Here is a 23,933-nt window from a genome sequence, read left to right as displayed (position 1 = left end):
CCAGGTTCAATCACCCCTCACACCAAGTTTGACGCTGAAGTATACGTGTTGAGCAAAGAAGAGGGTGGTCGTCACACACCATTCCTAAACGGCTATCGTCCACAGTTCTACTTCCGTACCACTGACGTAACTGGCGCAATCCAATTACAAGACGGTACTGAAATGGTCATGCCTGGTGATAACGTTGAGATGGGCGTAGAGCTTATCCACCCAATCGCTATGGACAAAGGTCTACGTTTCGCTATTCGTGAAGGCGGCCGTACTGTAGGCGCTGGTGTTGTTGCTAACGTACTTAGCTAAGCATTAAAGCACTAACGCTATCAGAGCAATCTGATCACGTTAAGCAGTAAGAAAAAAGCCATCCTTAAATAAAGGGTGGCTTTTTTTGTGGGCGCTTTATCTTGAAAGTAGGTGTTTAAAAATTAATGATAAATATTTAAGATAAAATAGATGTAACTGAGTTTAAGTAAACTTGAATAAAATAATAAAAGGAAAAGCTGTGTTTATTATCGAGAAGCTAGCAACCAATACAGCAAAGCGGCAACAAACGATTGAAGCCGTGGCAAATATCGAATTGCTAGTACAGCCACACGACGCATGGATGTATCAGACGCTAGTTGAGATGCTTGCGCAAGACAGTATGCATATGCTGATGGTTTATGAACAAGAAGATAAAGCCGATAATAATAAAGTAATTGGCTACTGCCTCTATCAAGTTATTTTTGAGCAAGCAGAAATATTGCGTATCGGCACCCATCCTGACTATCAGCGTCAGGGTATCGCCTCGCAAATTTTTGCACAATTAAATAAAGAGTTAATGAGCAATCAGGTAGAGAGCTTATTATTAGAGGTGCGGGCAGATAATGCACCTGCGATTGCTTTGTATGAGCAGCAAGCGTTTGCCGTGATTCATACGCGTAAAGATTATTATCAAGTACCACATCAGCCAGCAGTTGATGCGTTAATTATGCAGCGCGTTTATGTTTAATAGTTATAATTAACGCTGATGATTCTGCTTGAAGATAAAGTTAATATGTTTGCCGGTCATTTGACTAGGGTTGTGAGGGTATTTTCTTTTTACAGATTTCAACATTGAGCTTATAGTCACTGTCTGCTTTCATGCGCTCAAGAACCTCAATGCGTTCAGCCAACATCTCTATCATTAAGCCAATGGTCGCTTGCTGCTTTTTTACTTGGGCAAGTTTCTGCTGGGTAAGACTTAGCTGCAAATCAATATCGAGCTGGCCATCATAATAATCATTAAGGCTATCTTTGATTTCAGTCAGCGTAAAACCGATGGCTTGGGCGCTTTTAATCAGCTCAATACGTTCAACGCACTCTGGATGAAACTCGGTATAAAGCCGTGACCCTGCTTGGCGTTTGCGAGATTTTAGTAGCCCCAGTTGGTCGTAATGACGAATGGTATCTTTGGTGGTATTGGCCTCGGTCGCCAGTGTACCAATCAATAAAAATGCGGTATCAGGTGCCATGCTAACCTCGTAAGTAAAATATTTAACTTACTTATTGTATAAATGATGATTGGATGCGTTGTTTAAAGCTATGTTTGTTTAAAGATAGCTTGTTTAAAGTTATATTGGAAAGCAATAAATACGCTCACTATCTAAACCAAGCTATTTGCCTTGTTAATTTGCGTTATATTTTTAATTGCCACGGCTGTAGTTTATCAAGTAATGATACGGCTAGAGGTTGATGCGAGCCCTTTTGCCATTTAACTGAACGGCTGCCAATAAGGGTATCTAACTGCGCTAAAAATTCAGCACGCGGCAAGGTTTCAGCGCCCAAGCTCAGCAGATGCTCATTTGGCAACTGACAGTCTACCAATTCGACTTTGCTTTGGGCACATAAACGCATCAAGCCCCAAAAGGCGAGCTTTGACGCGTTCGATGCAATATGAAACATCGATTCACCAAAGTAAATACCGCCTATCTTTAAGCCATATAAACCGCCAATCAACTGCTGCTGATCATCCCATACTTCAATGCTATGCGCAAAGCCTTGAGCATGCAGCTCGGTATAGGCGTCAATCATCTCGCTATGAATCCAAGTATGTTCGCCCTCGGGCAGCGTGTCATTGTTACCGTCGCTACGCGGTAGACTACAAGCATGAATAACGTCATCGAACGCTTGATTGAGGGTCAACTGCCAACGACTGCGATTCGCTTGTTTGCGTAGTGATTTACTCGGTTTATAATCCTTTGGAACCATGACACAGCGCGGCTCAGGGCACCACCAAGCGATAGGGTCATCTTCATTAAACCATGGAAATAATCCTTGCGCATAAGCTGAAATTAGCGTTTCCGGTGATAAATCTCCACCGACAGCAACGATACCGATGCCATCAGGGTCCACCATCGCAGGATCGGGAAAATTATAACGCCCAAGACTTTTTATGTATTGACGAAAGTTTTCAGGCGCTATAGCAGCCGCATTAATATTAATATCAATGCGGTCGTTATCTTTAGCAAAATCGCTCATTTATGCTTCTTTATCTTCAGTCAATGTGGAAGCATAAGTGTGGTCACGAGCGACTGTCTCACCCATAGCGTCCAAATATTTTTCGGCATCAAGCGCTGCCATACAGCCAGTACCCGCCGAAGTAATGGCTTGACGATAAACGTGGTCGGCGACGTCACCCGCGGCAAATACGCCCTCGATACTGGTTTGGGTGGCATTGCCATTTAGACCGCTATTAACGATTAAGTAGCCATCTTTCATTTCTAACTGGCCTTTGAACAAGTCTGTATTTGGCTTATGCCCAATGGCGACAAACATACCAAATACGTCTAATTGCTTGGTGCTACCATCAAGCATCGATTCGATAATCAAACCGTTGACGCCCATATCATCGCCGACGACTTCGCGAACTTTATGGTTCCATTCGATTTTGATGTTACCGTTTTTAACCTTTTCAAACAGCTTATCTTGTAGGATTTTCTCAGAGCGCAAGCTGTCGCGGCGATGGACTAGCGTCACTTCAGAGGCGATGTTTGATAAGTATAAAGCCTCTTCAACGGCGGTATTACCACCACCAACAACTGCTACTTTTTGGTTTTTATAAAAGAAACCATCGCAGGTGGCACAAGCTGATACGCCAAGGCCACGGAATTTGTTTTCTGACTCTAAGCCTAAATACTGCGCAGAAGCACCTGTTGAGATAATCAAGGCATCACAAGTATAGCTACCGTTATTACCGATTAGCGTAAAAGGACGCTCATTCAAATTGACTTCATTGATATGGTCGTAGACCAGTTCGGTACCAAAGCGCTCGGCATGGGCTTTCATACGATCCATAAGCGCAGGACCGGTCAAATCATGGGCATCGCCTGGCCAGTTATCGACTTCAGTAGTCGTGGTTAGCTGCCCGCCAACCTCTAAGCCCGTGACCATAACAGGCTTTAGGTTGGCGCGTGCTGCATAAACGGCAGCGGCGTAACCGGCAGGGCCTGAGCCTAAAATAATGAGTTTTTCGTGGCGCGGAGCCGTGATATCAGTTGCCATAAAATTTCCTTGCTAGCTATCAAAATGAAAACGATTAGAATGAAAAATATAAAAAGTAGAATGATAAAAGTGCGTCATATAAACGACAAATATTATAAAAGATAGTCGCTAAAAGTAGCGATGAATATGGTTTTTCTCATTGCTATGTGATAATAACATAAGGGCAGATAGCAAAAAGTGCAAGTTTGCTAAAACGAATATGGGTATCATTAGAATCAAAGCATCATAAGCTTGAAAAATAGGCCTGAAAATATGGCATCTAAAAATACTGAATTAAAAAACGATGCCTAAAAATAATCGTATTTCTTTTAGCGCTCAGCCATTTATTACGCAAAGGTGTGGCGAATGTTCGGTTAATGAGCGCATTTTTTGCTAAACCACTGATAGATTTATTTTCTTACCCTCTTTCTTGATAACACTGTCGCCACTACGCCTATGTATTTGTTATTATAAGAAGTTATGCAAGGGTAGTAGTAGCTAGAGTAAGTGATTTACTTATATTGGTATATTGTCACTTATCAGCATAAAACCATTTGAGCATAATAAGCATAACTAGCTTTATTCATAAACTGGCGACCATTTAATATTAATAACGAGTATTAACAACAAGGCAGATCTTACGTGATATCAGCACCACTTATTGAGTATTTAAAAAAGGGCATATTTACCCTGCTTGGGTTAATACTGGCGGTTTATTTATTCGTCATTTTGATGACTTATACCGGTAATGATCCGAGCTGGTCGCACATCAGTAGTGATATGACTGCCGTGAATAATATGGGCGGCGAGATGGGCGCTTGGCTGTCTGATTTGCTCTATAGCTTCTTTGGTTTTGGAGCTTGGTGGCTGCTGGCGTTTTTGGTTTATGAGTCGGTGCTGATTTGGTGGGATAACAAACCAACGTTTTGGTTATTACGCTTAGTTGCCTATGTGTTTTTGCTCTTAAGTGCCAGTGCCTTGTTTGCGCAATTGGTAGCGCTAGTACAGCAAGTGGCAGATCCAATGGTGTCCGGCCTTAAAGGCGTTGCTGGTGGTATTATTGGCCTTGAGCTACAAGCACGTTTGGCACAGCTCTTATCGCAGTGGGGCAGTGTGACCTTTTTAACGGTATTTGTGATAATTACCGCCACTTTTGCCTTTAATATTCATTGGCTGGCGATTTATCAAAAAATTAAGACATGGTCATGGCGTGATGCTGCGCTCCAAGATAATGATAATAAACGCGATAATAGACAAGCCGCGCAGACAGCGTCTGAACAACAGCAAAATGATGCAAGTGTGAGCGATGAAAAAGCGGCGGCAGCCTTTGAGCAGTTACCATTAGATTTGCCAGCTACTGACCCTGCAAATCATGCTCAAACAGCCGATAAAAGTGGTCGTTTTAATAATGTGTTGAAAGATTTTTTAGCGACATCGGGTCTAGGTGCTAGCGTCAAAGCATCCATGTCAGCCGCTGCAGCAGTGGCACAAACTGCAACCAGCAGCACAGCGCAGGATGAGCAACTACAAACGGCTTCAGCTAATGCAAGCAGTTTTAATCGTGTTAACCAACAGCAAGTGTCAGCGCCTACCGCAAATCCTGTGATGGCGCCTGCGCGCAAAGTTGAACCAAGTTTTGCTTGGAATGATGCCGATACGGTCGATGATTTGTTGGCAAGTGAGGCCATTGCTGGGCAGGATACGTTTGTTTATGATGCTGCTGATCAAGATGAAATGACAGAAAGCGTTGATAGTTTAGCAGTCGATAGCTCAGCAGTTGATAGCTTAGTTGATGCTTGGCTAGAAGAACATGCGGCAGTTCCAGTCGCGCCTGAGTTAGAAGAAGATAAAACCTTGATTGAAGCGCCGGTATTAGACACCTCGTTTGATACAGTGCTAAAGGAACAGAAAGCTGATCATTCATTAAATGTTAATTCATTAAATAATGTGGTTGATGACTCAATAGATGACCTCTCTGAAAGTTGGTCTATCGATCAACCCGATTCTTCTTATGATACTGAGCCTTTAGCTAAGCCTGAAACAGTCAGTACATCGGCAGTAGAGTTTGCTGCGCCAGTCGACACGATTAGTGACGTTGCTAAAGTTACTGATATGACACCGACCAATACGCCGCCTGCCAATCCTAAACTCGCGCCGACAGCAGCAACTGGTCTTACAGCAACTGGTATTATAGAAACAGCGGGCACTGCAGCGACAGCTAGCGTTGCACAAACACATGCTTCGCCGGTCACCGCCACTAAACCTACGGTAAGCTTTGCGGTGCCAGAAGGCGATAGCAGCAATCATATTGCTGACATGATGCCAGAAGATGACAGTCGAGCTGACGACACTGACCTGCCTGTGATGCCGCATATTAGCGATGATGCCGCCTTCAGTCAAAAATCACGCTCGATGCAAACGGCTGCCTATCGCAGTAGCCTTACACCTATCCCTGAGATTTCTATTTTAGATAAGCCAGATCCTGACCGTAAGCCGAGCTATACATTGGCTGAGCTTGAACAGTTGTCCGAGCTATTAGAAATCAAATTGCAAGAGTTTAATGTCAAGGCTGCTGTGGTTAATGCGATTCCAGGTCCTGTAGTAACGCGCTTTGAAGTAGAGCTTGCTGCTGGGGTAAAAGCCAGTAAAGTGACGGGTATTTCACGCGATTTGGCGCGTTCGTTATCGATGGCGTCCTTGCGTGTGGTCGAGGTTATTCCGGGTAAGCCGTATATTGGTATTGAAGTACCAAACAAGCAGCGCGAAATGGTACGTTTGATTGAGCTGTTAAATACGGAGAAATTTAACGACCCTAAAGCCCAAATCAGTATGGCGATGGGTAAAGACATCGGCGGTAATCCGATTATTACTGACCTTGCTCGTGCGCCGCATATGTTGGTCGCTGGTACCACAGGCTCTGGTAAATCGGTCTTGGTCAACTCGATGCTACTGTCGATGCTGCTAAAATATACGCCGAATGAGCTGCGCCTTATTTTGATTGATCCAAAGCAGCTTGAGCTTGCCAACTACAACGATATTCCGCATTTGCTAACGCCAGTCGTCACTGATATGACCGAAGCCGCCAGTGCCTTGTCATGGTGCGTGGCAGAGATGGAGCGCCGTTATCAGTTGATGAGCTTATTAAAGGTGCGTAAACTTAACGAGTTTAATAAAAAAGTTATCGCAGCTGAAAAATCGGGCAATCCAATGCTAGATCCCTTATGGCGTCCCAATGATAGCGTTAGTATTAGCCAAGCACCAAAGCTAAAAACCTTGCCGATGATTGTCATTGTCGCCGATGAGTTTGCCGATATGATTATGCAGGTGGGTAAGCAAGCTGAAGAGCTTATCACTCGTCTTGCACAAAAATCGCGGGCAGCAGGGATTCATTTAATGCTTGCCACCCAGCGTCCGTCGGTCGATGTCATTACTGGTCTGATTAAAGCCAATATTCCGGTGCGTGCAGCGTTACGGGTGAACTCAAAAGTAGATTCGCGGACTATTCTAGACAGCGGCGGTGCAGAAGATATGCTTGGTAATGGCGATATGCTGTTTTTAGGACCAGGGCAAATTGAGCCTGACCGTGTGCATGGCGCGTATGTCAGCGACGAAGAGGTCAACCGTGTCTGTGATGCGTGGCGTGAACGCGGTGCGCCCGATTATATCGATAATATGGCGGGTAATTTTGAATTAATGAGTCCTGGCGGTGGTGCTAGTGCGGCCAATGCTTCTGGCGAAGACGACGACCTTTATAATGATGCCGTGGCATTTATCATGGAGACACGCAAAGTATCAGCGTCTAGTATTCAGCGTAAATTTAGTATCGGCTACAACCGCGCTGCGCGTATCGTTGACTCAATGGAAGAGGCTGGCTTGGTCAGTTCTATGGGTAAAAGTGGTAAGCGTGAACTGTTAATGTAGATAAATGTTGAGCTTAAAAGTAGTTATCGTTGGTTATCTATATTAGAATAAATATAAAGAGTAATAATTGCATCTGCTCAATATATAGGGAGGTTTTATGAAAAAGATAGTATTTACTATTATAGTTGCAACTTTAGGTATTTCCAACATTACGCTTGCTGATACGTTTCAAAAGCATATGTACTGTTCTAAGCCTAGTAAACCCTATAACTTTACATCTGAGGCTCAATACAATCGATTTGTGGATGATGTCAATAAGTATCAAAGTTGTATTAACGACTTTGTTGAGGAACAGAACCGTGGAATTAAAAACCATCAAAAATCAATAAATAATGCGATTGAAGAATGGAATAGGTTTGTTCAGTTTGAACTAAAATAAAGCTTTCAAAAACAGAAAAGTCAAACATAACTGTTTGGCTTTTTTTATGAGTAGACATTACTAAGAAAACAACACTATATTAGTTTAACTTAACTCAATACTTATAAACCAAGGAAGGTCAGTTATGTTTAAAGAATATACCCAATATGATGCGATAGCGCTGGCAGCATTGGTCAATGCAGGTGAAGTCAGCGCCAAAGAATTGCTCGATGCGGCAGTTGAGCAAGCCAATCAGCTTAATCCTAAATTAAACGCTATTATCCATCGTTTTGATGAGCGCGCTTATGCGGCGGCGCAAAAAGGCTTACCAGCAGGCGTATTTAATGGCGTGCCTTATTTACTCAAAGACTTATCCTTTTATTTTGCGGATGAGCCAATTACCATGGGTAGCCGTAGCGTCAACATCGTGCCTGATGATGACAGTGAAATCGTTAAACGCATGAAAGCCAGCGGCGTAAATACTTTTGGTAAAACCAATACGCCTGAGTTTGGTTTGATTATCACCACTGAACCAAAAGCGCATGGCGCCACCCATAATCCGTTTAAAAAAGGCTATAGCTCTGGTGGTTCATCGGGCGGTAGTGCGGCGGCTGTGGCAAGTGGTATCGTACCGATGGCAGGCGCGGGTGATGGCGGCGGTTCAATACGCTTTCCTGCTGCATGGTGCGGCGCGTTTGGACTCAAACCTAGCCGTGGTCGTAATCCGATGGGTCCAGCCATTGGTGAAGGCTGGGAAGGGGCGGTCGCTGACCATGTAATTACGCGCTCTGTACGTGATAGCGCAGCGATGCTAGATGCGACTAGCGGTGCGGAAATCGGTGCGCCTTTTATCATTGCCCCGCCCGATGGCACGTTTTTGCAAGCAGCGATGCGCGCACCACGGCAATTAACCATCGCCTTGCATCAACAGCCATTGGTGGCTAATACGGTGGTTGATAAAGAGGTACTCGCTGTATTAGAGCAGACCGCTAAGCAGCTAGAAGCCATGGGACATCGCGTGATACCGGCTGAGCCTAATATTAATATTGAGCAGTTTTGGCATGATTTTTTAGTGGTAGTCTGCGCCCATACTGCCTTTACCATCGATTATGTCGAGCGTTGTTATGGCGCCCAGCATATCCAAAACCTTGAGCCACAAACCTATAATATGGCGATGCTCGGACGCTCATTATCCGCCGTTGATTTGGCGCATGCTAAGCATGGCTGGCATCATAGTCAATATCAAACCGGTTTATTGCTTGAAACTTACGATATGATTTTGTGCCCAACCGTACCGACCCCTGCTGTTAAACATGGCGTACTACCGCCAAGCCGTATGGATGAGATACTCATGCGTAGTGCCGGATTGCTAAATAAAGGCATTGATATGGGCAAATATGCCTTTAGCTCAGGCGTGATTGAAAAACTCAGCTCACCCGTACTCGGTAAAATGGCCTTTACTTTATTAGGTAATGTTACAGGGCTGCCGGCGATGTCATTGCCTGTTGGGATGAGTAAAAAAGGCTTGCCAATTGGTATGCAGCTGATTGGGCGTATGAATGATGAAACGACACTATTTAGTATTGCTGGCGAAATGGAGCGCGCGGGATTATTTACCAAACCTGCCTTTGAGAAATAGTCTTATATACTCGAAATGATTTCTAATAAATGTATTTTATAAAAAGCGTTTTGATTAAGACAGCTTAATCAAAACGATAAATATCCATACCCAAGCTATGGTGCGCCATGCTTTGGTGTACCACAGAGACGCGTTGACCCGCACCTAAAGCAAAGAATAGGGGCAGTAGGTGCTCATCGCTTGGATGTACATTCTGATAATTAGGATACTGCTGCCAGTCTAGGGCGCTCGGAATGTCTGTTTTGAGCTGTTGTAATAGCCAAACTTTAAAGTCTCTAGCGGTTTTATCGATACTTTCTGCTTGCCAGCGTAGTGCTTGCAAATTATGGGTGATACTTCCTGAACCAATCAAAAGGATTTGCTCATCCCGCAATTGCGCCAGTTGCGCGCCCAATTGATAACAAGCGACACTGTCATAATCCCGTGGTAGCGATATTTGCACGATAGGGATATCAGCTTCTGGATACAGATGCAAAAGCGGTGCCCAGACCCCATGGTCACTAACACGTAAAGGGTTTACGCGGCAGGTGATACCGCGCGCCGTCAACTGCTGAGCTAAAGTTTCAGCAAGCGCTGGTTGTCCGGCGGCAGGGTATTGCAAATCATACAGCTCAGGCGTAAAGCCTGAAAAATCATGCCAAGTTTTTGGTTGTGGATTACTGCTGATTTCAAGCTTAGCCGACTGCCAATGCGCCGACATAATGATAATAGCGCGTGGCTTAGGTAAATTTTGCCCAATGCGTGCTAGCGCGCTAGTTGTCGCTGACTGCTCGATTGCAAGCGTTGGCGCCCCATGCGAGATAAATAGCGCGGGCAATTTTGGTCGCTTCGATACTGTCGCTGCCCGCGATATCGCAGGTGCATCTGCCCAAGCAGCCGCTGCCGTGATAGGCGTCGGCTTTGAGTTCGTTAGATGTTGGCGTTTGTCATCAGCTTGCGTATGAGCGCTGAATGCTTTAGGTACTGCAGGTTTAGGATGTTTCATGTAGCATGTATTAGGGCGCGCGCCTGTTTTTCAATCTCTTTTGCCATTGAGTTTGTCTAGCATTCTTTCGATCAAGCACTCTCTCAATCAAGTAGCTACTCTTTTATATCAACCAATTTTTGCGAGTTTTTAATTACTACTTTTAATTACCGCGATGATAAGGGTGGTTGTGATTGATACTCATCGCCCGATAAAGCTGCTCCATTAGCACCACACGCACCAGCGGATGCGGTAGGGTCAGCGCGGATAACGACCATTTTACATCGGCTTTTGCCAATACTTCTGGCGATACGCCGTCAGCACCGCCGATGACTAGGGCAATATCATCGCCTTGCTGCATACCATCGGCCAATTTATCGGCCAACTGTTCGGTAGAGAGCATTTTACCTTTGACATCCAGCACCCATAGTTGCTCACGCCCTCCTGCCGCATGGGCGGCTAATATCGCCTGACCCTCTTGCTCACGGTATTGCGCCAAATTGGCATCTGACGGATTTTTGGCACGTTTTGCCGCCGCAATTTCTACGATTTCGGTGCTAAGCATCGGCTGAATACGTTTGAAGTATTCATCAAAACCGGTTTGTACCCACTTGGGCATTTTATTACCGACGGTCAATATTCTTACTTTCATAATACATACCACTTTGATAATTGAGTAAATGTAACAAAAGAATTCTGCGCTTAAGTTATTGTAACAAACAGACCTTTTACAACGCATAATTTTGTGCTTTACTAGCATTCGACAAACAGTTGTTCTTTATTTTGCTGATTTTTGCTTATCATTATTAAACTCTGCGCTATAAAAATAGTGGCAGAACGTTAAAAGCAATAAAGTAAATGAACAAGTAATGACCCAAGCTATAAAACCAGTCATAAAATAACGAGCAACACTGTGAGGTCTTTATGATAAACCAAAAGATAGTTTGAAACATTTTTTTAAACGAAAGGAGTCGTTCATGAAACGTACTATATCAAGTCTAGTTGTCCTTAGCGCAGGCGCGCTGCTCTCTACTTCTGTGTTTGCTGTTTCGTTAAATGGCACGCAATGGCAAACCATCGATGATAAAACCGGTGAAAAAAAGGCCGTTATTCAGTTAACAGAAAGCGGCGGTAAAGTGTCAGGAAAAATCATTAAAGTGCTGAATAAAGAAAAGGCGGATGCGCTTTGTACCAAATGTCCTGGTAGCCTAAAAAACAAACCGGTTGAAGGCTTACAGATACTCTCAGGCTTAAAAGCGGATGGTAATAACCAATGGAGTGATGGCAAGCTAGTTGACCCTGAATCCGGTAAAACCTATTCTGGCAAATTGACCCTAAGTGATAATGGTCAAAGCTTAAAACTCCGCGGCTTTGTCGGTACCCCAGTCTTTGGTCGCTCGCAAACGTGGCAGCGCATTAAGTAGTTTCCGAACTAGGTCCGCGCTAAGGTTGTATTGATAAATAACGATTATAGCGGTTAGTAATCATTGAAGTTAAAAGAAAAGGATAGTCGGTTTATAGCGGCTATCCTTTTTTATGTTTTAGCTTTTATCAATCTTTAACTTTTGCCAATTATTTTACATAAGCGGGGCGATGGTTTCTGATACCGTATTTTCTTCACTTTGATGATTGTCATTGTTATCAGAAGAGGTAGGTTTTGGAATAATGGTCAGCTGAGCATCCGATTCAAAAACGATCGCCTCGACATCATCGAAGCTATTCACCCCTTCAGAACGCATGGCACATTCAAGCTCTTGACGGGTCAAGCGCTCAGCACGCATCGCATCGGGTAAAAACTGCCCCTGATAAAAGACAATGCGCGGCTCGGATAAAATAAAGCTGCTAAATTGCGGTGAAATAGAGGCGTATTTGGTGACCAAAAACTGCATGACATACAGCACCAAGATAGAAGAGATACCTTCGATAAGCGGAATGTCTTTGAGTAAAATAGTGCTGGCACCGAGTGAGCCAATCATCACGGTGACAATCCAATCAAAGTTATTAAGCTGCGAAGTGGAGCGTTTTCCAGAGACTTTAGTGATGATGACAATCAAAACGTAAACCGTTACCGCCGTCAGCACGATACGTCCGAGCTTGTCTATATTATCGAAAAAAAGCATGTCCATTGCTTGAGCTCCTATTGATTATTTATGTCACTTAAATACTACTTAACATGAAACCTTATAGAAACAGCGTACCGTAATTTACTCATGCATAGGACAAAAACTTTGTATGCGCTTGGATAGTGATAAATAGGTAAAGTTATTGGCTATTTAAAAGTGCTAAGTATTTCAATAATAATTAAATGGTTTTGCGCTTAGGGTCAAGTAAGCGATTGACGGCCCAAATGCTAATGCGCGCACTGACCAAGCTCAGCACCAATATCATGACTAATGCTGAAAGCAGTGGTAGTGGCTGCTGCATGCTCATCTCCATCAACACTTCACGGCTCACCGCATCAAATAAGAAAAACCAGATGCCCAAGAAATAAATAATCGTCAGTAGCCAAACCACTGCAACGCCGCCGAACATTAAGCGGTTAATCTCGCCTCTATCTAGCGCGCGCTGTTGATGTTTGATAAATTTATGCACGGCAATATAAGCGCCGATGACGATAGAGATGACTGTGACCAATTGCGAGTTTAAGGCAAGTTTGGTTTGAATCATCATAAATATGGCGCTGGCAAGTATATAACCAACGGCAAAAAAACCAACATATTGCGCCATCTTAGGTTGAGTGGCTTTTGGGTTTGATAGCAGTGTCTTGCTTCCCGACTGACTAGCTCCTGAGCTACTGGGAGACTTGCTAAGCTGCGTTGGTTTACGTGACATAAAATGACCTTTATAAAGGGGTGAGCATAGGTTTTTTTAAACAAATAGCGCTAAAAAAATAGCAGCTAATACTCCATTATCAATGCTGCGCCGTCCAATCAAGCATCGCATCTAATACGGGTCTGGCAGTATAAGCGTTGAGCGCTTGGTCGCTATTAATCAATCCGACCACTACATAATCCTGTCCAGATAGGCCTTTAACATAGCCTGCCATCGAGGTGACGTTATTTAACGTGCCGGTTTTTATCCAAGCGCGACCGATGGCTTGCGACTCAGGCAAGCGCTCGCTATGGGCGCTAATCGTACCACTGACGCCAGCGATACCTAATGAGCTCACGTAAGCATCAAAGTTTGGTTGCTCATAAGCGTAGGTTAATAGCTCACTTAAATTTTCGGCACTGATGGTGCAGTCACGGCAGAGCCCTGAGCCATTGGTTAAATGAGGTGGCGGGCTAGTGAGCTTGGTTTGCCACCAATGATTAATCGCTTGTAGCGCTTGTGAATAATTGGTCGCTGGTGGCTGACCAAATTGATATAGGCTTGTTGCTTGCTGATGAATGACTTTATCCGTATCAGTGCTTTCTTGGTTAACGTCTACTTTATTAACGCCCGCTTTATCAGCGTTGACTTTATCGCTGCCAGCTTTATTAATGCTAGTGCTATTAATACCGGCTTTATCATAAGCGCCAATAGAGAGTGCCACTTGCTCAGTCATCACATTATTAGAGAAGTGATTGATATCATAAATCTGCTGAGTAAGGTTTAAAGAGGGATAACTGACAATAGGTAACGGCGATATCGCAATAGCGGCCAGACCGCGTGGCGATTTTGCCTCTTTAGTATTTTTATTAGAAAGGTAAGGCGCTTCTTGGCTGATGACTTTACCAGTTAATTTATTGCCAAGCGTCTGCCATTTAGAAGCAATGACGCGTGCGGCGAAATCTTTGGCATCAGGGTAGGCGACATAAAAAGCATGCTCACCGCAGCTATCGGGCAGATTGGCATTGAGCGTCAGCTGGGTCGGTTGCCACTGCGGCGCTAGGCTATATCGCGCTTGACCGCAGGCAGCTGAGCGTATATTTATCATGCTAGGCAATTGATAGCTTGCCAATTGCGGCGTATAGGTCAGCTGTGCGCGCGTGTTGTCTAGTGGATAGCTTTGGATACCGATACTGCTAAAGTTAACCAAAAAACCATCAGGGCTAGCGTTATAAGGTCGTAGCGGTGAGTTATCAAAGGCAGCAGGGTTTTTTGTCACATTTTTAAAGATTGCGCTATCGACAATGATATCGCCGTTGATATGGCGAATACCAGCTGTTTGTACTTTATAAAGCAGCTGTTGCAGACGTTCGTGGGTCATTTTCGGATCGCCACTACCTTGAATAATCAAGTCGCCATAGAGCTTATCGCCAACAATAATACCCGTATGATAAACGCGGGTATGCCAGACAAAGTCAGCGCCCAACGTATCTAAAGCAATAAAACTTGGCACCAGTTTCATGGTGCTGGCAGGCGTACGTGCAATATCGGCTTGATAGCTTAATAACGGTGAGAAAGAGATTTTAATATTGTTAGTCGTAACGTTACTGCCATTATTTTCACTATTCTGATTAGGCGCGGAAGGTACTGATTGTCCATCATCTGGCAGTAGCGATGGAGTACTTTCTAAACTTTGATAAGTATAAGGGTCATCGGTATAAGCATGGAGTTGTTTTTCGTGTTGCTTAATCGTCTGCTTCTCGATAGTAATCAACGGGCTTTGATACACCGTTACTTCTTTAGCATTAGTATTACTATTTTGAGTCGTTTGTTTTTGGATGCCGTTAGGCTCTGCGGCAGCACTATATGTAGTTAGCGATTCAGGCTGATTAGCGGCTTTAGGGCTATCAATCACCTGAATAGGCGCAGGTAAGCGGCTCGCAGTTTTATCACCGACTGGGGTGATGACAATACTAATATCGGTCGCATTTAAGTTTGCGCGCGTAAGCGCTGTCTGAATCGCTTCTGGTAAAGCCGCTTGCGCACATAGCGGCGTCAGCAAAACACTCGCAAATAAGGTCAGCGATGCTAGGTAGTGAGCAGGCTTATGTAGCGTATATGGTTGCTTAGAAAAAGGCGCTAATTTAGCAAAGGCGGTAGGGCGATTATTAGTTTTAGAAGTGGGTAGCATGAGCAGTCTATCATCAGGTGGCAAAAACACCCTATGGTAACATGAGTTGCTATTTTCGCGTAGGTACAGCCTTTGCATAAATGCAGCGTCCGGCTAAAACTTGTAAACAGGCTTAAAGGTAATGGTTTAAAAATTTTTGAGTGGAAAATTATAAATAATAGTGCTGAATATTTTTTTCTAAGGGCTTATTAATTGTCAGCCATCAATTTTAACGCATATGCAAAAACGCCATTGCAGTCATGATGGCATCATTATAAGCATCATGAATGCCAAGCTCAGGAATCTCATAATGCGCTAAAATCTTGGTCAAATGCTGCGATTGGTTGGGATCGCCCTGAGCAAGATTGCCCATGCGCCGACTGTATAACAATCGTACATCAATGATATTGTTAGGCAATGTCGTGCCCATATAGCGCTTAACCAAAGGATTCAAAAATCCCGTATCTATCTGTGTGCAAAACCCAACTATCGGTCGATTATCGATAAAGGGCAGCAGCAAAGCGAGCATTTCATCATAGCTCATGCCGTGCTCGACATCAGCGGTACGCAAGCCATGAATCACAATGGTGTCACGGTCAGGCATGACAGGCGGCCGGCAAACCAGATGCAGACCATTGCCCGTATCGATGCTATTGCCATTAATATGAATGGCGGCGACAGACAGCAAGTGATGCTTTTTTGGATTAAGACCCGTCATCTCGCAGTCAATCGCGACCCATTCATTAGCCAAAGGTTTATCAAACATCGATGCCAGCTCAGGGCGCTGCAAATGTGTCTTTTGCCAATGAGAAGATAATTGTTTTAGCCAACTCATTTTATTTTTGCTCCCTTTTTTGTTTACTGGCTGACTGAATGGTGCTGATTGAATGGTCCTGATTAATCATGGCATACTACTAACCAAATTCCAGCTGGTAATGACGACTGAGCTGACCTTTAAAACTCTTGACCACTGCCAAACACTCTTTTAATAAATCTCGCTCAAGGGCAGATATAGTTGTCGGATCGACGTGCCGCGCATACTTATCATCTGTCAATAGGGCAACGGACAAACGCTGCGCCATAAAAAACTCTAACGCCTCAAGCAAGGTATCAGCGCGCTGTTGGGTCAAGGCACGCGCTTGCACCAAGGCTTTTAAGCGTCCTTTACTACTAGGCGCATCAAAAATATCGTTTTCTAATGCCAAAGTACGAATACCATGTACCAACGGAAAAATACCGGCTTTTTTAAGGTCAATATCATAAGAGCTAGGTTTGCCGCTAAGTAACGGCACAAACTTTTGCCACCATTGACCGACATCGCCAAATTGTAGAGCAGCTCGGGCGAACTGACGTACAAACATCAGGTCTGATTGGCGGTGGGCGATTTTTAAATGTTCTCGGACATGGGTCAGCAGCGACTCATCGCCGCAGACATACTCGCCATCTAATATTGCCGATAAATAAATACTGTGTATCGGGTCGGTATTTCTAAACCATAAGCCAATCTGCGCTTCAAACTGCTTAAGCGGCTGCCGCCACATTGGATTGGTCATCATGATATTGCCATCGCAAAGCGGATAACCCAATGCGGCTAAATGATTGTTAAAGGTTTCAGCGAACTGGGCCAAATCAGGGTGATTATACCCATCACGGATAATCAGCGCATTATCTTGGTCGGTACGCATGATTTGCTCGCCGCGACCCTCTGAACCCATGACGATAACGCAAGTATTTTTCATTACTTCATCAGGTACGATAAGTTGCCACAGCTTGGTAAAAACTTGCGCGTTAAGCGTTTGTACCATGCGGCTGACGTTACCGATTTTTACCCCATTTTGATGCTGCGCACGAATATAGCGCCCAATAAGCTCAACTGCCGTATCTAAGCTTGGCAAGTCTTTTGCTTTTTCAATCTGAATACTAATCAGCTGCGAATGATGACCAATATGGGCGAGCATATCGCTTTGCCCAAGTACACCTGCGACTTCACCATTAGCGTCAATCACCGGCAGCCTATGGATACGGTAGCGCGTCATGGTCAATAGCGCATCGCCAATCTCATCATGAGCATCGATAGTACGCAAATTGAAGCTCGCATAACGCTGGCAAGGGGTTGTCGTCGGATTTTGCTGGTCGCTCACCGCGCGGCAGATATCGGTATCGGTCAAAATGCCTAACGTACGACCAGAGTAAGCCTCAGGAGTTTGCAAACGGCCATTATCACTGTCTAAGTTACTATTTAAATCGCTATCTAAATCATTATCTAATGTTTGTGTGTGTGCTTGTGTTTTACTTTGGCTTAATTGGTCAAGCGGTCGCACCAACACATGCTTAAGCCCCTCCTTAGTCATGATATGGGCAGCGTCGTATAGGCTGCTGGTGGCGTCAATGATATGCACCGGCAATAAGCGGACATCAATCACCGGCTGCATCATAATCTGCTGCACTTCTTGCTGCTCATTATAGCCATGGTAGCTAGCGGTACTTAAACTCTGGCTGCTACGCCGCTGCTGCAATGCTTTTAGCCGTTCAGGTAAATCTTCTGATAGTAATTGACGCACCAGATGATTTTGCGCACTTATTTTGTCAATAGTTGCGCCATTGACTTGTAACAGCAGCGTGTCTTCGATAGCTCGAAAATCGTAGGGCGATATCGGGTTTTTACTTGTAGGTTCAGCACTGCTAAGGAGGGCGTTAGTTGGCTCGCTGCTTTCTGGCAAATCACCTTCTATAAGTGATTTTGGTAGCCGCCGACTGTCAAACCAATCGTTGCTATTCAGATGGTCGGTATGATTGCTGCCTAAATAGGACGCGACAAACTCACCATTAAGCAGCTGCTCGATTTGTCCTTTGAGTACCACATAAAAGTATTGCAAATCGTCGGCAGGCAAGTACTCATCTTTAGCAAGATAACGAATTTGGGTATTTTTTTTGATACTTTGGCGTTCAGCCGCGCTTAGTACATCAAAGGGCGGCTGGGTAAAATCAAGATGGGGCATGGCATCATCCTTGATGGCATATTTAACAAAAAATTTAATAAGAAAGGTTTTACAGTTTTCCTGATACTAAATAAATAGAGAAACTGAGACGCGTTATTTTTACTATAGCATTGTTTGATAAACAGCATAGCAAGAAACCGCCAATAACCATGATAATATTGTGGTTATTGGCGGTTTCTTGGTAGTATGGTAATAATTATCAGTGGTTCTAGCGCTTAAATTGTCTTTCAACAAGCTTTTAAGCTTGTTTTTAATATGAGCTTTTAAGCAGCAAGCAATTGACGAATGCGACTGATGGCTTCGCGGCTTTCTTCAACGCTGGCAACCAAGGCAATGCGTACATAACCTTGTCCTGGATTTTCCCCATTGACCTCGCGTGACAAGTAACGCCCAGCCAGCGCGTGAATATTTGCTTGCTCGTACAAGGCTTTGACAAAGATTTCGTCATCGCCATCAAACTGCTCAGGTACTTTTATCCAGAAGTAAAAACCTGCTTCTGGCATGCGTAAATCAAGTAATTCGCCGAGCTCCGACATCCATAAGGCAAATTTTTCTTGATAGAGCGCCCGATTATGCGCCACGTGCTTTTCATCTTCCCAAGCGGCGATAGAGGCGAGCTGATGCGGTATCGGCATCGCGCAGCCTTGATAAGTGCGATATTGCACATAAGGCTGCAAAATATTGGCATCACCCGCTACAAAGCCTGAGCGTAGACCGGGCAAGTTTGAACGCTTAGATAAAGAGTGAAATACCACGCAATTTTTAAAGTCATGACGACCGAGTGCTGCGCAAGCTTGCAATAGACCAATTGGCGCGCTATCAAAATACAGCTCGCTATAACACTCGTCACTGGCAATGATAAAACCGTATTGGTCCGATAAACGCAATAGGTACTCCCAATCGTCCATGGTCATCACTGAGCCAGTTGGATTGTTCGGACTACAGACAAACAATAACTGCGTGCGCGTCCAGACGTCTTTTGGTACGGCGCGGTAGTTACCTTTAAAATCATTATCAATGGTGCAAGGCATAAAGTACGGCGTCGCTTGCGCCAGTATCGCCGCGCCCTCGTATATCTGATAAAACGGATTGGGCATCACAACCGTGGGTGGTTGCGCAGATTCCGGCGTTTTTTTACTGGCTGGCTGATTAGAAATGCCTTCGGATAACTCGGTTGGTGTATGGTCAATTACCGCTTGCACCAAGCTAAAAATCGCCTCGCGCGTGCCCATGACTGGTAATACTTGGCTATGAGGATCGAGATGATTTAAAAAGAAGCGCTTCTCTAGCCAATGGGCGATGGTTTGGCGCAGCTCGAACAGCCCGTTAGTGGTTGGATATTGGCCTATTTTGTCCAAGTTTTCGCGTAGTACGTCCAACACAAAGGCGGGTGGCTCATGTTTTGGCTCGCCAATACCCAGCTTAATTTCACTGTGGTTATGGGCTGGCGTACTGTTGGCAAGTAAAGTCGCCATCTTAGCGAACGGGTAAGGATGCAGGGTCGTTAAGTTGTGATTCATAAGTAGGCTAACTATAATGGACAATTAATAATAAAGTTATAAAGAAAAATTACATTTGAGCAGTGTAGCACTTCTCTTATTTTTTGTCTTTTTCTTCTCATGCTTATCATTGTCCATCAAAAGTAACCTCTTCAAGCGATTTAGATAGGTGCTTTTTGAAAAAAAACGAGTAATGACAATGAATTTTGAGTCTAGCCAATTTTCATCAAGCTATTAAGCATCGATAAGATTGAGCAGGTGTAACTTATTAACCAAGCAAAAAATAACTGTCCGCAGCAACGACAGATTATTTTAAGGATACTTTGATATGTCTAGTGTTTTACAAACTGATGAGCGCAGCGCTAAAGATATCAATGACAAAGATTTCGATGGGAATCAGCGTGCCGAGCTGTACGCGCAATTAGAACAACGCGAGCATGTCTGGTGGCAAGCGCGGCAGCAGCTGACGTTGTTAAAAGAAAGGCAGATGTTTTGGTTTGGCGATAATAGCTTTATGATGTGGCTGCTTTGGCAATTGGTCAGCTATGTTATTGTGGCGATGGTACTGATGCTGCTAAGCAAGCTGTTAGATATTTCGCTGCCTTTATGGCAGTATATTGGCTTATTTGCCATACAGACGCTGATTTTTATCGGGATGCTTTATTTTAAAGGTCGATTTGCCAATCATTTACAAAGCAAAATCAATCAAGCCGATGTATTGCGCGAAGAATTGCTCAATGAGATGACGATTTTGGCCGCAGACAGCCTATATCGTGATGTCCATGCTAAGGCGCCGATTTCTTTACGGCAAATCTATGAATATTACGATGGTAAGTTTCGTTTGGCAAGCTTGCAGCGCTTATTACAAAAAGAAGTGGAGGCTGGGCGCTTGATACTTGGGCAACAGCAGCTAGAAGCTGAGATTTTGCCGTTGGAGCTTGCCGATGAGGAGCTCAAAGAATTGGCAAGCGAGATGGTCTATAAAAGCGTGTTATAAAGTATGCGTTTAATATAAGGAGCTTATAGATATTTGGCCAAAAGCTATCGTTGATATTTTGTCTTAAAAAAACGCTTTATCGTTAAAGGTTAACGATAAAGCGTTTTTCGTATTTATAATTTAGCTTCTAACGATTAAACTTCTAACATAAGCAGTTATATAGTGATTAACAATCATTACGAATGCTAAGACTTTCTATCAATGTCGCTTTTAACGTCTCAAGTTTATCAGCCGATAATGCCAAATCGTCTTGATCACTGATATAAAACATATCTTCGGCGCGCTCGCCCAACGTGGTAATACGGGCAGCATGCACCTCAATCTTTTGTTGTAAAAACACTTGTCCGACGCGGGCAAGTAAGCCTGGTTGATCAAGGGTTTCTAAACTCATGATATGCTGATTTGAGGCTTCATTAAACTCAAAGTTAATCGTCGTTGCTACATCAAAGTGACGCAGCTGACGCGGAATCTTACGATGCGTCAGCTTAGGAACGGTCGGATTTTTAAAGGCATCGATTAAGCGCTGTTTAAGTTCTTGTTGGCTGTCGATATCGACCAATAGCGTACCGCTACGATCGAGCAATACGTAGGAATCCAAGGCAAAATCACGGGTGGCAGTAATAATACGCGCATCCAATACATCTAGATTCATCTGATCAAAGACTGCCATAGTAACGGCAAATAAATTGACCTGATCTTGGGTATAAACAAACACCTGCACCGCATCAAGTGCCAGCTCACGATGCTCGCGCAATACCACCAGTGGCGTGCTATCGGCATCAGAGGCGCGACCAAGGGGTGGATGGTTTAAGATAGCTTCGGTATGCCATAAGATATCTTCTGCAATCTCGCGCAAAAAATACTCATCACCCAAGTCATCCCACAGCCTTAAGACTTCATCGCGATTCATATGCTGATTGTCAACATTATCAAGCATGGCCAGTGCTTGTTTGCGTGTGGCACTAATCATATCTTGGCGGTTGGTCGGCGCGTCGATATCGGCGCGTAAGATGCGCCTAGTTTGTGAATACAACTGTTTCATCAAGGTCGCGCGCCAGCTGTTCCAAAGCTGTGGATTGGTGGCATTCATATCAGCAACTGTCAGAACATACAGATGGTTTAGATGGGTAACGTTACCGACTAAATCTGCAAACAGCGTCACCACTTCTGGGTCTGAGATGTCCTTTTTCTGTGCTGTCATCGACATCAATAGATGATAGCGGGTCAGCCAGCCGACCAAATGCGCGTCCGCGGTACTCATACCATGGGCAAGACAAAACTCAATTGATTCCGTTTCGCCAAGCAAGCTATGGTTGCCGCCACGACCTTTGGCGATATCATGGAACATCGCCGCCAACACCAAAATCTCTTTGCGCTCGATACGCTGAAAGATAGAGCTGACCAGTGGAAATTCTTCAGAAAAGCGCGGGTCGGTAAAGCGGTGTAAAATACGAATTAAAAATAAAGTATGGGCATCGACCGTATAGCGGTGAAATAAATCGTACTGCATCAGCCCCGTTACTTGGGCGAAAGCAGGAATGTAGCTGCCCAAAACGCCATAACGATTCATGGTGCGCAGACGATGAAATAAGTAATTCTGTTCTTTTAAATTGGCTAAAAAAAGCGCTTGATGCGTCGGATTGTCTCTATAAACCTGATCGATACCGCGCGCCGCTATTTTTAGCGCGCGCAGGGTATGGGTGCGGACATTTTTGATGCCGTACTGACCCATGAGTAAAAACATCTCTAAAATCGACTCAGGGTGCTGGGCAAATACCCGATGATGTGACATCGCGATTTGTTCGCCGACTTGATTGAAGCGGGCGTTAATCGGATGTTTTTTTGGCCGCTCTTCGTCCGGTAACTGCGGCTCTATAATCGTCTCATAGTAGTGATTGGTCAGCATTTCAGATAATGTCGATATCTGCATGGCGCAGCGATAATAATCACGCATAAAGCGCTCAACGGCAGCATTAGGCTGATCATCCGGCTGCGTCTCATAACCCATTAACTGGGCAATTTCACGCTGATAATCAAACAACAGCTTATTTTCATTGCGCCCGGTCAGCTCATGTAAATAATGGCGTATTTGCCATAAATAGCCTTCGGCGAAGTTAAGCTCATCAAACTCTTTTTCCGTTAAAAAGTTTTGTTGTACCAAGTCATAAAGCTTACTGACCCGAAAGTAGCGCTTGGTCACCCAACCGATAATATGAATATCACGCAGACCGCCGGGCGCGGTTTTGATATTGGGCTCAAGATTATACTCGGTAGCATTGTGCTGTAAGTAACGCGATTTTGCTTCAGCGATTTTTACCTCATAAAAATCACGTGGTGACCACTGTGTATTGACGATTTTATGGGGTACTTCTTGCAGCTCCTCATTGCCGATTAATAGCCGTGCTTCTAATAGGGTGCTCGCAATAGTATGGTCTTGTGCCGCTTCCAAGCATTCACTAACGCTGCGTACGGATAGGGCAGGCTCAAGCCCGATATCCCATAGGAGCGCGACTAAATTATCAATTTTCTCACTGCTATCAGCCGTAATCTCATTTGGCGTTAGCAGTAAAATATCGACATCGGAATATAATGACAGCTCACCACGTCCATAGCCGCCGGTGGCAAACAATGCCAAGTCAGTCTTATCAAGCTCAAACCAGTTAAATAAAGCAATCAGTAAATCGTCGATGACGCAGGATCGCGCCGTGACCAATTGGCGAATATTGACGCCGCGTTCGAGCGCGCGGCTGATATCGTCATTGATTTGCACTAGCCATTCAGGAAGCGCGGCTATTGCTATATCCGTTGCATGAACGGCGTTGCTTCTCTCGCTGTCATCTACTAGCGGTGAAACAGTTGCCACGCTATCGGCTGAGAGTGTCGCGCTATTAGTTGAGAGTAAAGGCATGGGCGTTAAATCAATGGCCGCGACATCACAATTAAACATGAGTGTTATCCAGTTAAAAATTTGCAAATGAGGGTACTAAAACGAACGTGCTACTGAGAGTATTAACAGTGCTGTCATCAAACTTAGCACTAAAGTTATTATTAAAACTACTATTAAACTTACATTAAAA

Annotated in this window: 18 protein-coding genes and 1 pseudogene; 7 read left to right on the top strand and 12 right to left on the bottom strand. The window is 44.3% G+C overall.

Annotation, left to right across the window (positions count from 1 at the left end; all coding sequences use genetic code 11):
- Both tuf and rimI read left to right on the top strand, forming a co-directional pair.
- Positions 1-300 (top strand): annotated as a pseudogene (gene tuf / locus ACP7AA_RS11120) (elongation factor Tu); the annotation flags it as partial.
- Positions 301-499: 199 nt separating this feature from the next.
- Positions 500-988, top strand: coding sequence for a ribosomal protein S18-alanine N-acetyltransferase (gene rimI / locus ACP7AA_RS11115; RefSeq protein ID WP_426223596.1), 489 nt, complete (start codon positions 500-502; stop codon positions 986-988).
- Between the two features lie 64 nt (positions 989-1,052).
- Here the strand turns inward: rimI and ACP7AA_RS11110 are convergent, their stop codons facing one another.
- The 3 genes from ACP7AA_RS11110 to trxB form a co-directional block, all read right to left on the bottom strand.
- A complete protein-coding gene (locus ACP7AA_RS11110) occupies positions 1,053-1,490 on the bottom strand; it encodes a MerR family transcriptional regulator (protein ID WP_201562140.1) in 438 nt (145 codons plus the stop codon).
- A 163-nt stretch (positions 1,491-1,653) separates the two neighbouring features.
- Positions 1,654-2,496, bottom strand: coding sequence for a leucyl/phenylalanyl-tRNA--protein transferase (aat, locus tag ACP7AA_RS11105; RefSeq protein WP_426223595.1), 843 nt, complete (start codon positions 2,494-2,496; stop codon positions 1,654-1,656).
- Positions 2,497-3,519 (bottom strand): thioredoxin-disulfide reductase, encoded by a 1,023-nt coding sequence (trxB, locus tag ACP7AA_RS11100; RefSeq protein WP_426223594.1) that lies wholly within the window; start codon positions 3,517-3,519, stop codon positions 2,497-2,499. It lies immediately after the preceding gene.
- Positions 3,520-4,140: 621 nt separating this feature from the next.
- Between trxB and ACP7AA_RS11095 the strand changes: the two genes are divergently transcribed.
- The 3 genes from ACP7AA_RS11095 (at position 4,141) to ACP7AA_RS11085 (ending at position 9,416) form a co-directional block, all read left to right on the top strand.
- Positions 4,141-7,419, top strand: a complete 3,279-nt coding sequence (locus ACP7AA_RS11095) for a DNA translocase FtsK (RefSeq protein WP_426223593.1) — start codon at positions 4,141-4,143, stop codon at positions 7,417-7,419.
- A 97-nt stretch (positions 7,420-7,516) separates the two neighbouring features.
- Positions 7,517-7,798 (top strand): hypothetical protein, encoded by a 282-nt coding sequence (locus ACP7AA_RS11090; RefSeq protein ID WP_201580932.1) that lies wholly within the window; start codon positions 7,517-7,519, stop codon positions 7,796-7,798.
- 124 nt (positions 7,799-7,922) lie between these two features.
- Positions 7,923-9,416 carry an amidase gene (locus tag ACP7AA_RS11085; RefSeq protein WP_426223592.1) on the top strand — a complete coding sequence of 498 codons (1,494 nt, stop codon included), beginning with the start codon at positions 7,923-7,925 and terminating at the stop codon, positions 9,414-9,416.
- A 64-nt stretch (positions 9,417-9,480) separates the two neighbouring features.
- On the opposite strand, the gene ACP7AA_RS11080 is transcribed toward ACP7AA_RS11085, so the two are convergent.
- Together ACP7AA_RS11080 and rlmH are read right to left on the bottom strand one after the other, a co-directional pair.
- Positions 9,481-10,401: a DODA-type extradiol aromatic ring-opening family dioxygenase gene (locus ACP7AA_RS11080; RefSeq protein WP_426223591.1), complete on the bottom strand. Its 921-nt coding sequence runs from the start codon at positions 10,399-10,401 to the stop codon at positions 9,481-9,483.
- A 142-nt stretch (positions 10,402-10,543) separates the two neighbouring features.
- The gene (gene rlmH, locus ACP7AA_RS11075; protein WP_201624147.1) at positions 10,544-11,032 is read right to left on the bottom strand and encodes a 23S rRNA (pseudouridine(1915)-N(3))-methyltransferase RlmH; all 489 of its coding nucleotides are present in this window, start codon (positions 11,030-11,032) and stop codon (positions 10,544-10,546) included.
- A gap of 325 nt (positions 11,033-11,357) precedes the next feature.
- Between rlmH and ACP7AA_RS11070 the strand changes: the two genes are divergently transcribed.
- Entirely contained in the window at positions 11,358-11,804 is a 447-nt protein-coding gene (locus tag ACP7AA_RS11070) for a DUF2147 domain-containing protein (RefSeq protein WP_426223590.1), read from the top strand.
- Positions 11,805-11,957: 153 nt separating this feature from the next.
- Here the strand turns inward: ACP7AA_RS11070 and ACP7AA_RS11065 are convergent, their stop codons facing one another.
- The 6 genes from ACP7AA_RS11065 to dapC form a co-directional block, all read right to left on the bottom strand.
- On the bottom strand, positions 11,958-12,506 hold the full coding sequence (locus ACP7AA_RS11065; RefSeq protein ID WP_201562124.1) for a DUF421 domain-containing protein: 549 nt from the start codon (positions 12,504-12,506) through the stop codon (positions 11,958-11,960).
- 175 nt (positions 12,507-12,681) lie between these two features.
- Positions 12,682-13,212: an ABZJ_00895 family protein gene (locus tag ACP7AA_RS11060; RefSeq protein ID WP_426223589.1), complete on the bottom strand. Its 531-nt coding sequence runs from the start codon at positions 13,210-13,212 to the stop codon at positions 12,682-12,684.
- A 79-nt stretch (positions 13,213-13,291) separates the two neighbouring features.
- Entirely contained in the window at positions 13,292-15,382 is a 2,091-nt protein-coding gene (locus ACP7AA_RS11055) for a D-alanyl-D-alanine carboxypeptidase/D-alanyl-D-alanine-endopeptidase (RefSeq protein WP_426223588.1), read from the bottom strand.
- Positions 15,383-15,590: 208 nt separating this feature from the next.
- Positions 15,591-16,196, bottom strand: a complete 606-nt coding sequence (locus ACP7AA_RS11050) for a 3'-5' exonuclease (protein ID WP_426223587.1) — start codon at positions 16,194-16,196, stop codon at positions 15,591-15,593.
- Between the two features lie 79 nt (positions 16,197-16,275).
- A complete protein-coding gene (locus ACP7AA_RS11045) occupies positions 16,276-18,360 on the bottom strand; it encodes a DUF294 nucleotidyltransferase-like domain-containing protein (protein WP_426223586.1) in 2,085 nt (694 codons plus the stop codon).
- Positions 18,361-18,623: 263 nt separating this feature from the next.
- Entirely contained in the window at positions 18,624-19,880 is a 1,257-nt protein-coding gene (dapC, locus tag ACP7AA_RS11040) for a succinyldiaminopimelate transaminase (protein ID WP_426223585.1), read from the bottom strand.
- Between the two features lie 307 nt (positions 19,881-20,187).
- Between dapC and ACP7AA_RS11035 the strand changes: the two genes are divergently transcribed.
- Positions 20,188-20,856 carry a hypothetical protein gene (locus ACP7AA_RS11035; RefSeq protein WP_426223584.1) on the top strand — a complete coding sequence of 223 codons (669 nt, stop codon included), beginning with the start codon at positions 20,188-20,190 and terminating at the stop codon, positions 20,854-20,856.
- Between the two features lie 166 nt (positions 20,857-21,022).
- Here the strand turns inward: ACP7AA_RS11035 and glnD are convergent, their stop codons facing one another.
- Positions 21,023-23,803, bottom strand: a complete 2,781-nt coding sequence (gene glnD / locus ACP7AA_RS11030; RefSeq protein WP_426223583.1) for a [protein-PII] uridylyltransferase — start codon at positions 23,801-23,803, stop codon at positions 21,023-21,025.
- Between the last annotated feature and the right edge of the window lie 130 nt (positions 23,804-23,933).

Source organism: Psychrobacter sp. DWR1-2-3, from assembly GCF_049896465.1.
Taxonomy (GTDB): Bacteria; Pseudomonadota; Gammaproteobacteria; order Pseudomonadales; family Moraxellaceae; genus Psychrobacter; species Psychrobacter maritimus.
This window is presented reverse-complemented; position numbering and strand designations above follow the sequence as displayed.

Bases quoted from the DNA above. Each gene is read 5' to 3' on its own strand.
- ACP7AA_RS11110 (WP_201562140.1), bottom strand. From the start codon at position 1,490: ATGGCACCTGATACCGCATTTTTATTGATTGGTACACTGGCGACCGAG.
- aat (WP_426223595.1), bottom strand. From the start codon at position 2,496: ATGAGCGATTTTGCTAAAGATAACGACCGCATTGATATTAATATTAAT.
- trxB (WP_426223594.1), bottom strand. From the start codon at position 3,519: ATGGCAACTGATATCACGGCTCCGCGCCACGAAAAACTCATTATTTTA.
- ACP7AA_RS11090 (WP_201580932.1), top strand. From the start codon at position 7,517: ATGAAAAAGATAGTATTTACTATTATAGTTGCAACTTTAGGTATTTCC.
- ACP7AA_RS11085 (WP_426223592.1), top strand. From the start codon at position 7,923: ATGTTTAAAGAATATACCCAATATGATGCGATAGCGCTGGCAGCATTG.
- ACP7AA_RS11080 (WP_426223591.1), bottom strand. From the start codon at position 10,401: ATGAAACATCCTAAACCTGCAGTACCTAAAGCATTCAGCGCTCATACG.
- rlmH (WP_201624147.1), bottom strand. From the start codon at position 11,032: ATGAAAGTAAGAATATTGACCGTCGGTAATAAAATGCCCAAGTGGGTA.
- ACP7AA_RS11070 (WP_426223590.1), top strand. From the start codon at position 11,358: ATGAAACGTACTATATCAAGTCTAGTTGTCCTTAGCGCAGGCGCGCTG.
- ACP7AA_RS11065 (WP_201562124.1), bottom strand. From the start codon at position 12,506: ATGGACATGCTTTTTTTCGATAATATAGACAAGCTCGGACGTATCGTG.
- ACP7AA_RS11060 (WP_426223589.1), bottom strand. From the start codon at position 13,212: ATGTCACGTAAACCAACGCAGCTTAGCAAGTCTCCCAGTAGCTCAGGA.
- ACP7AA_RS11055 (WP_426223588.1), bottom strand. From the start codon at position 15,382: ATGCTACCCACTTCTAAAACTAATAATCGCCCTACCGCCTTTGCTAAA.
- ACP7AA_RS11050 (WP_426223587.1), bottom strand. From the start codon at position 16,196: ATGAGTTGGCTAAAACAATTATCTTCTCATTGGCAAAAGACACATTTG.
- ACP7AA_RS11045 (WP_426223586.1), bottom strand. From the start codon at position 18,360: ATGCCCCATCTTGATTTTACCCAGCCGCCCTTTGATGTACTAAGCGCG.
- dapC (WP_426223585.1), bottom strand. From the start codon at position 19,880: ATGAATCACAACTTAACGACCCTGCATCCTTACCCGTTCGCTAAGATG.
- ACP7AA_RS11035 (WP_426223584.1), top strand. From the start codon at position 20,188: ATGTCTAGTGTTTTACAAACTGATGAGCGCAGCGCTAAAGATATCAAT.
- glnD (WP_426223583.1), bottom strand. From the start codon at position 23,803: ATGTTTAATTGTGATGTCGCGGCCATTGATTTAACGCCCATGCCTTTA.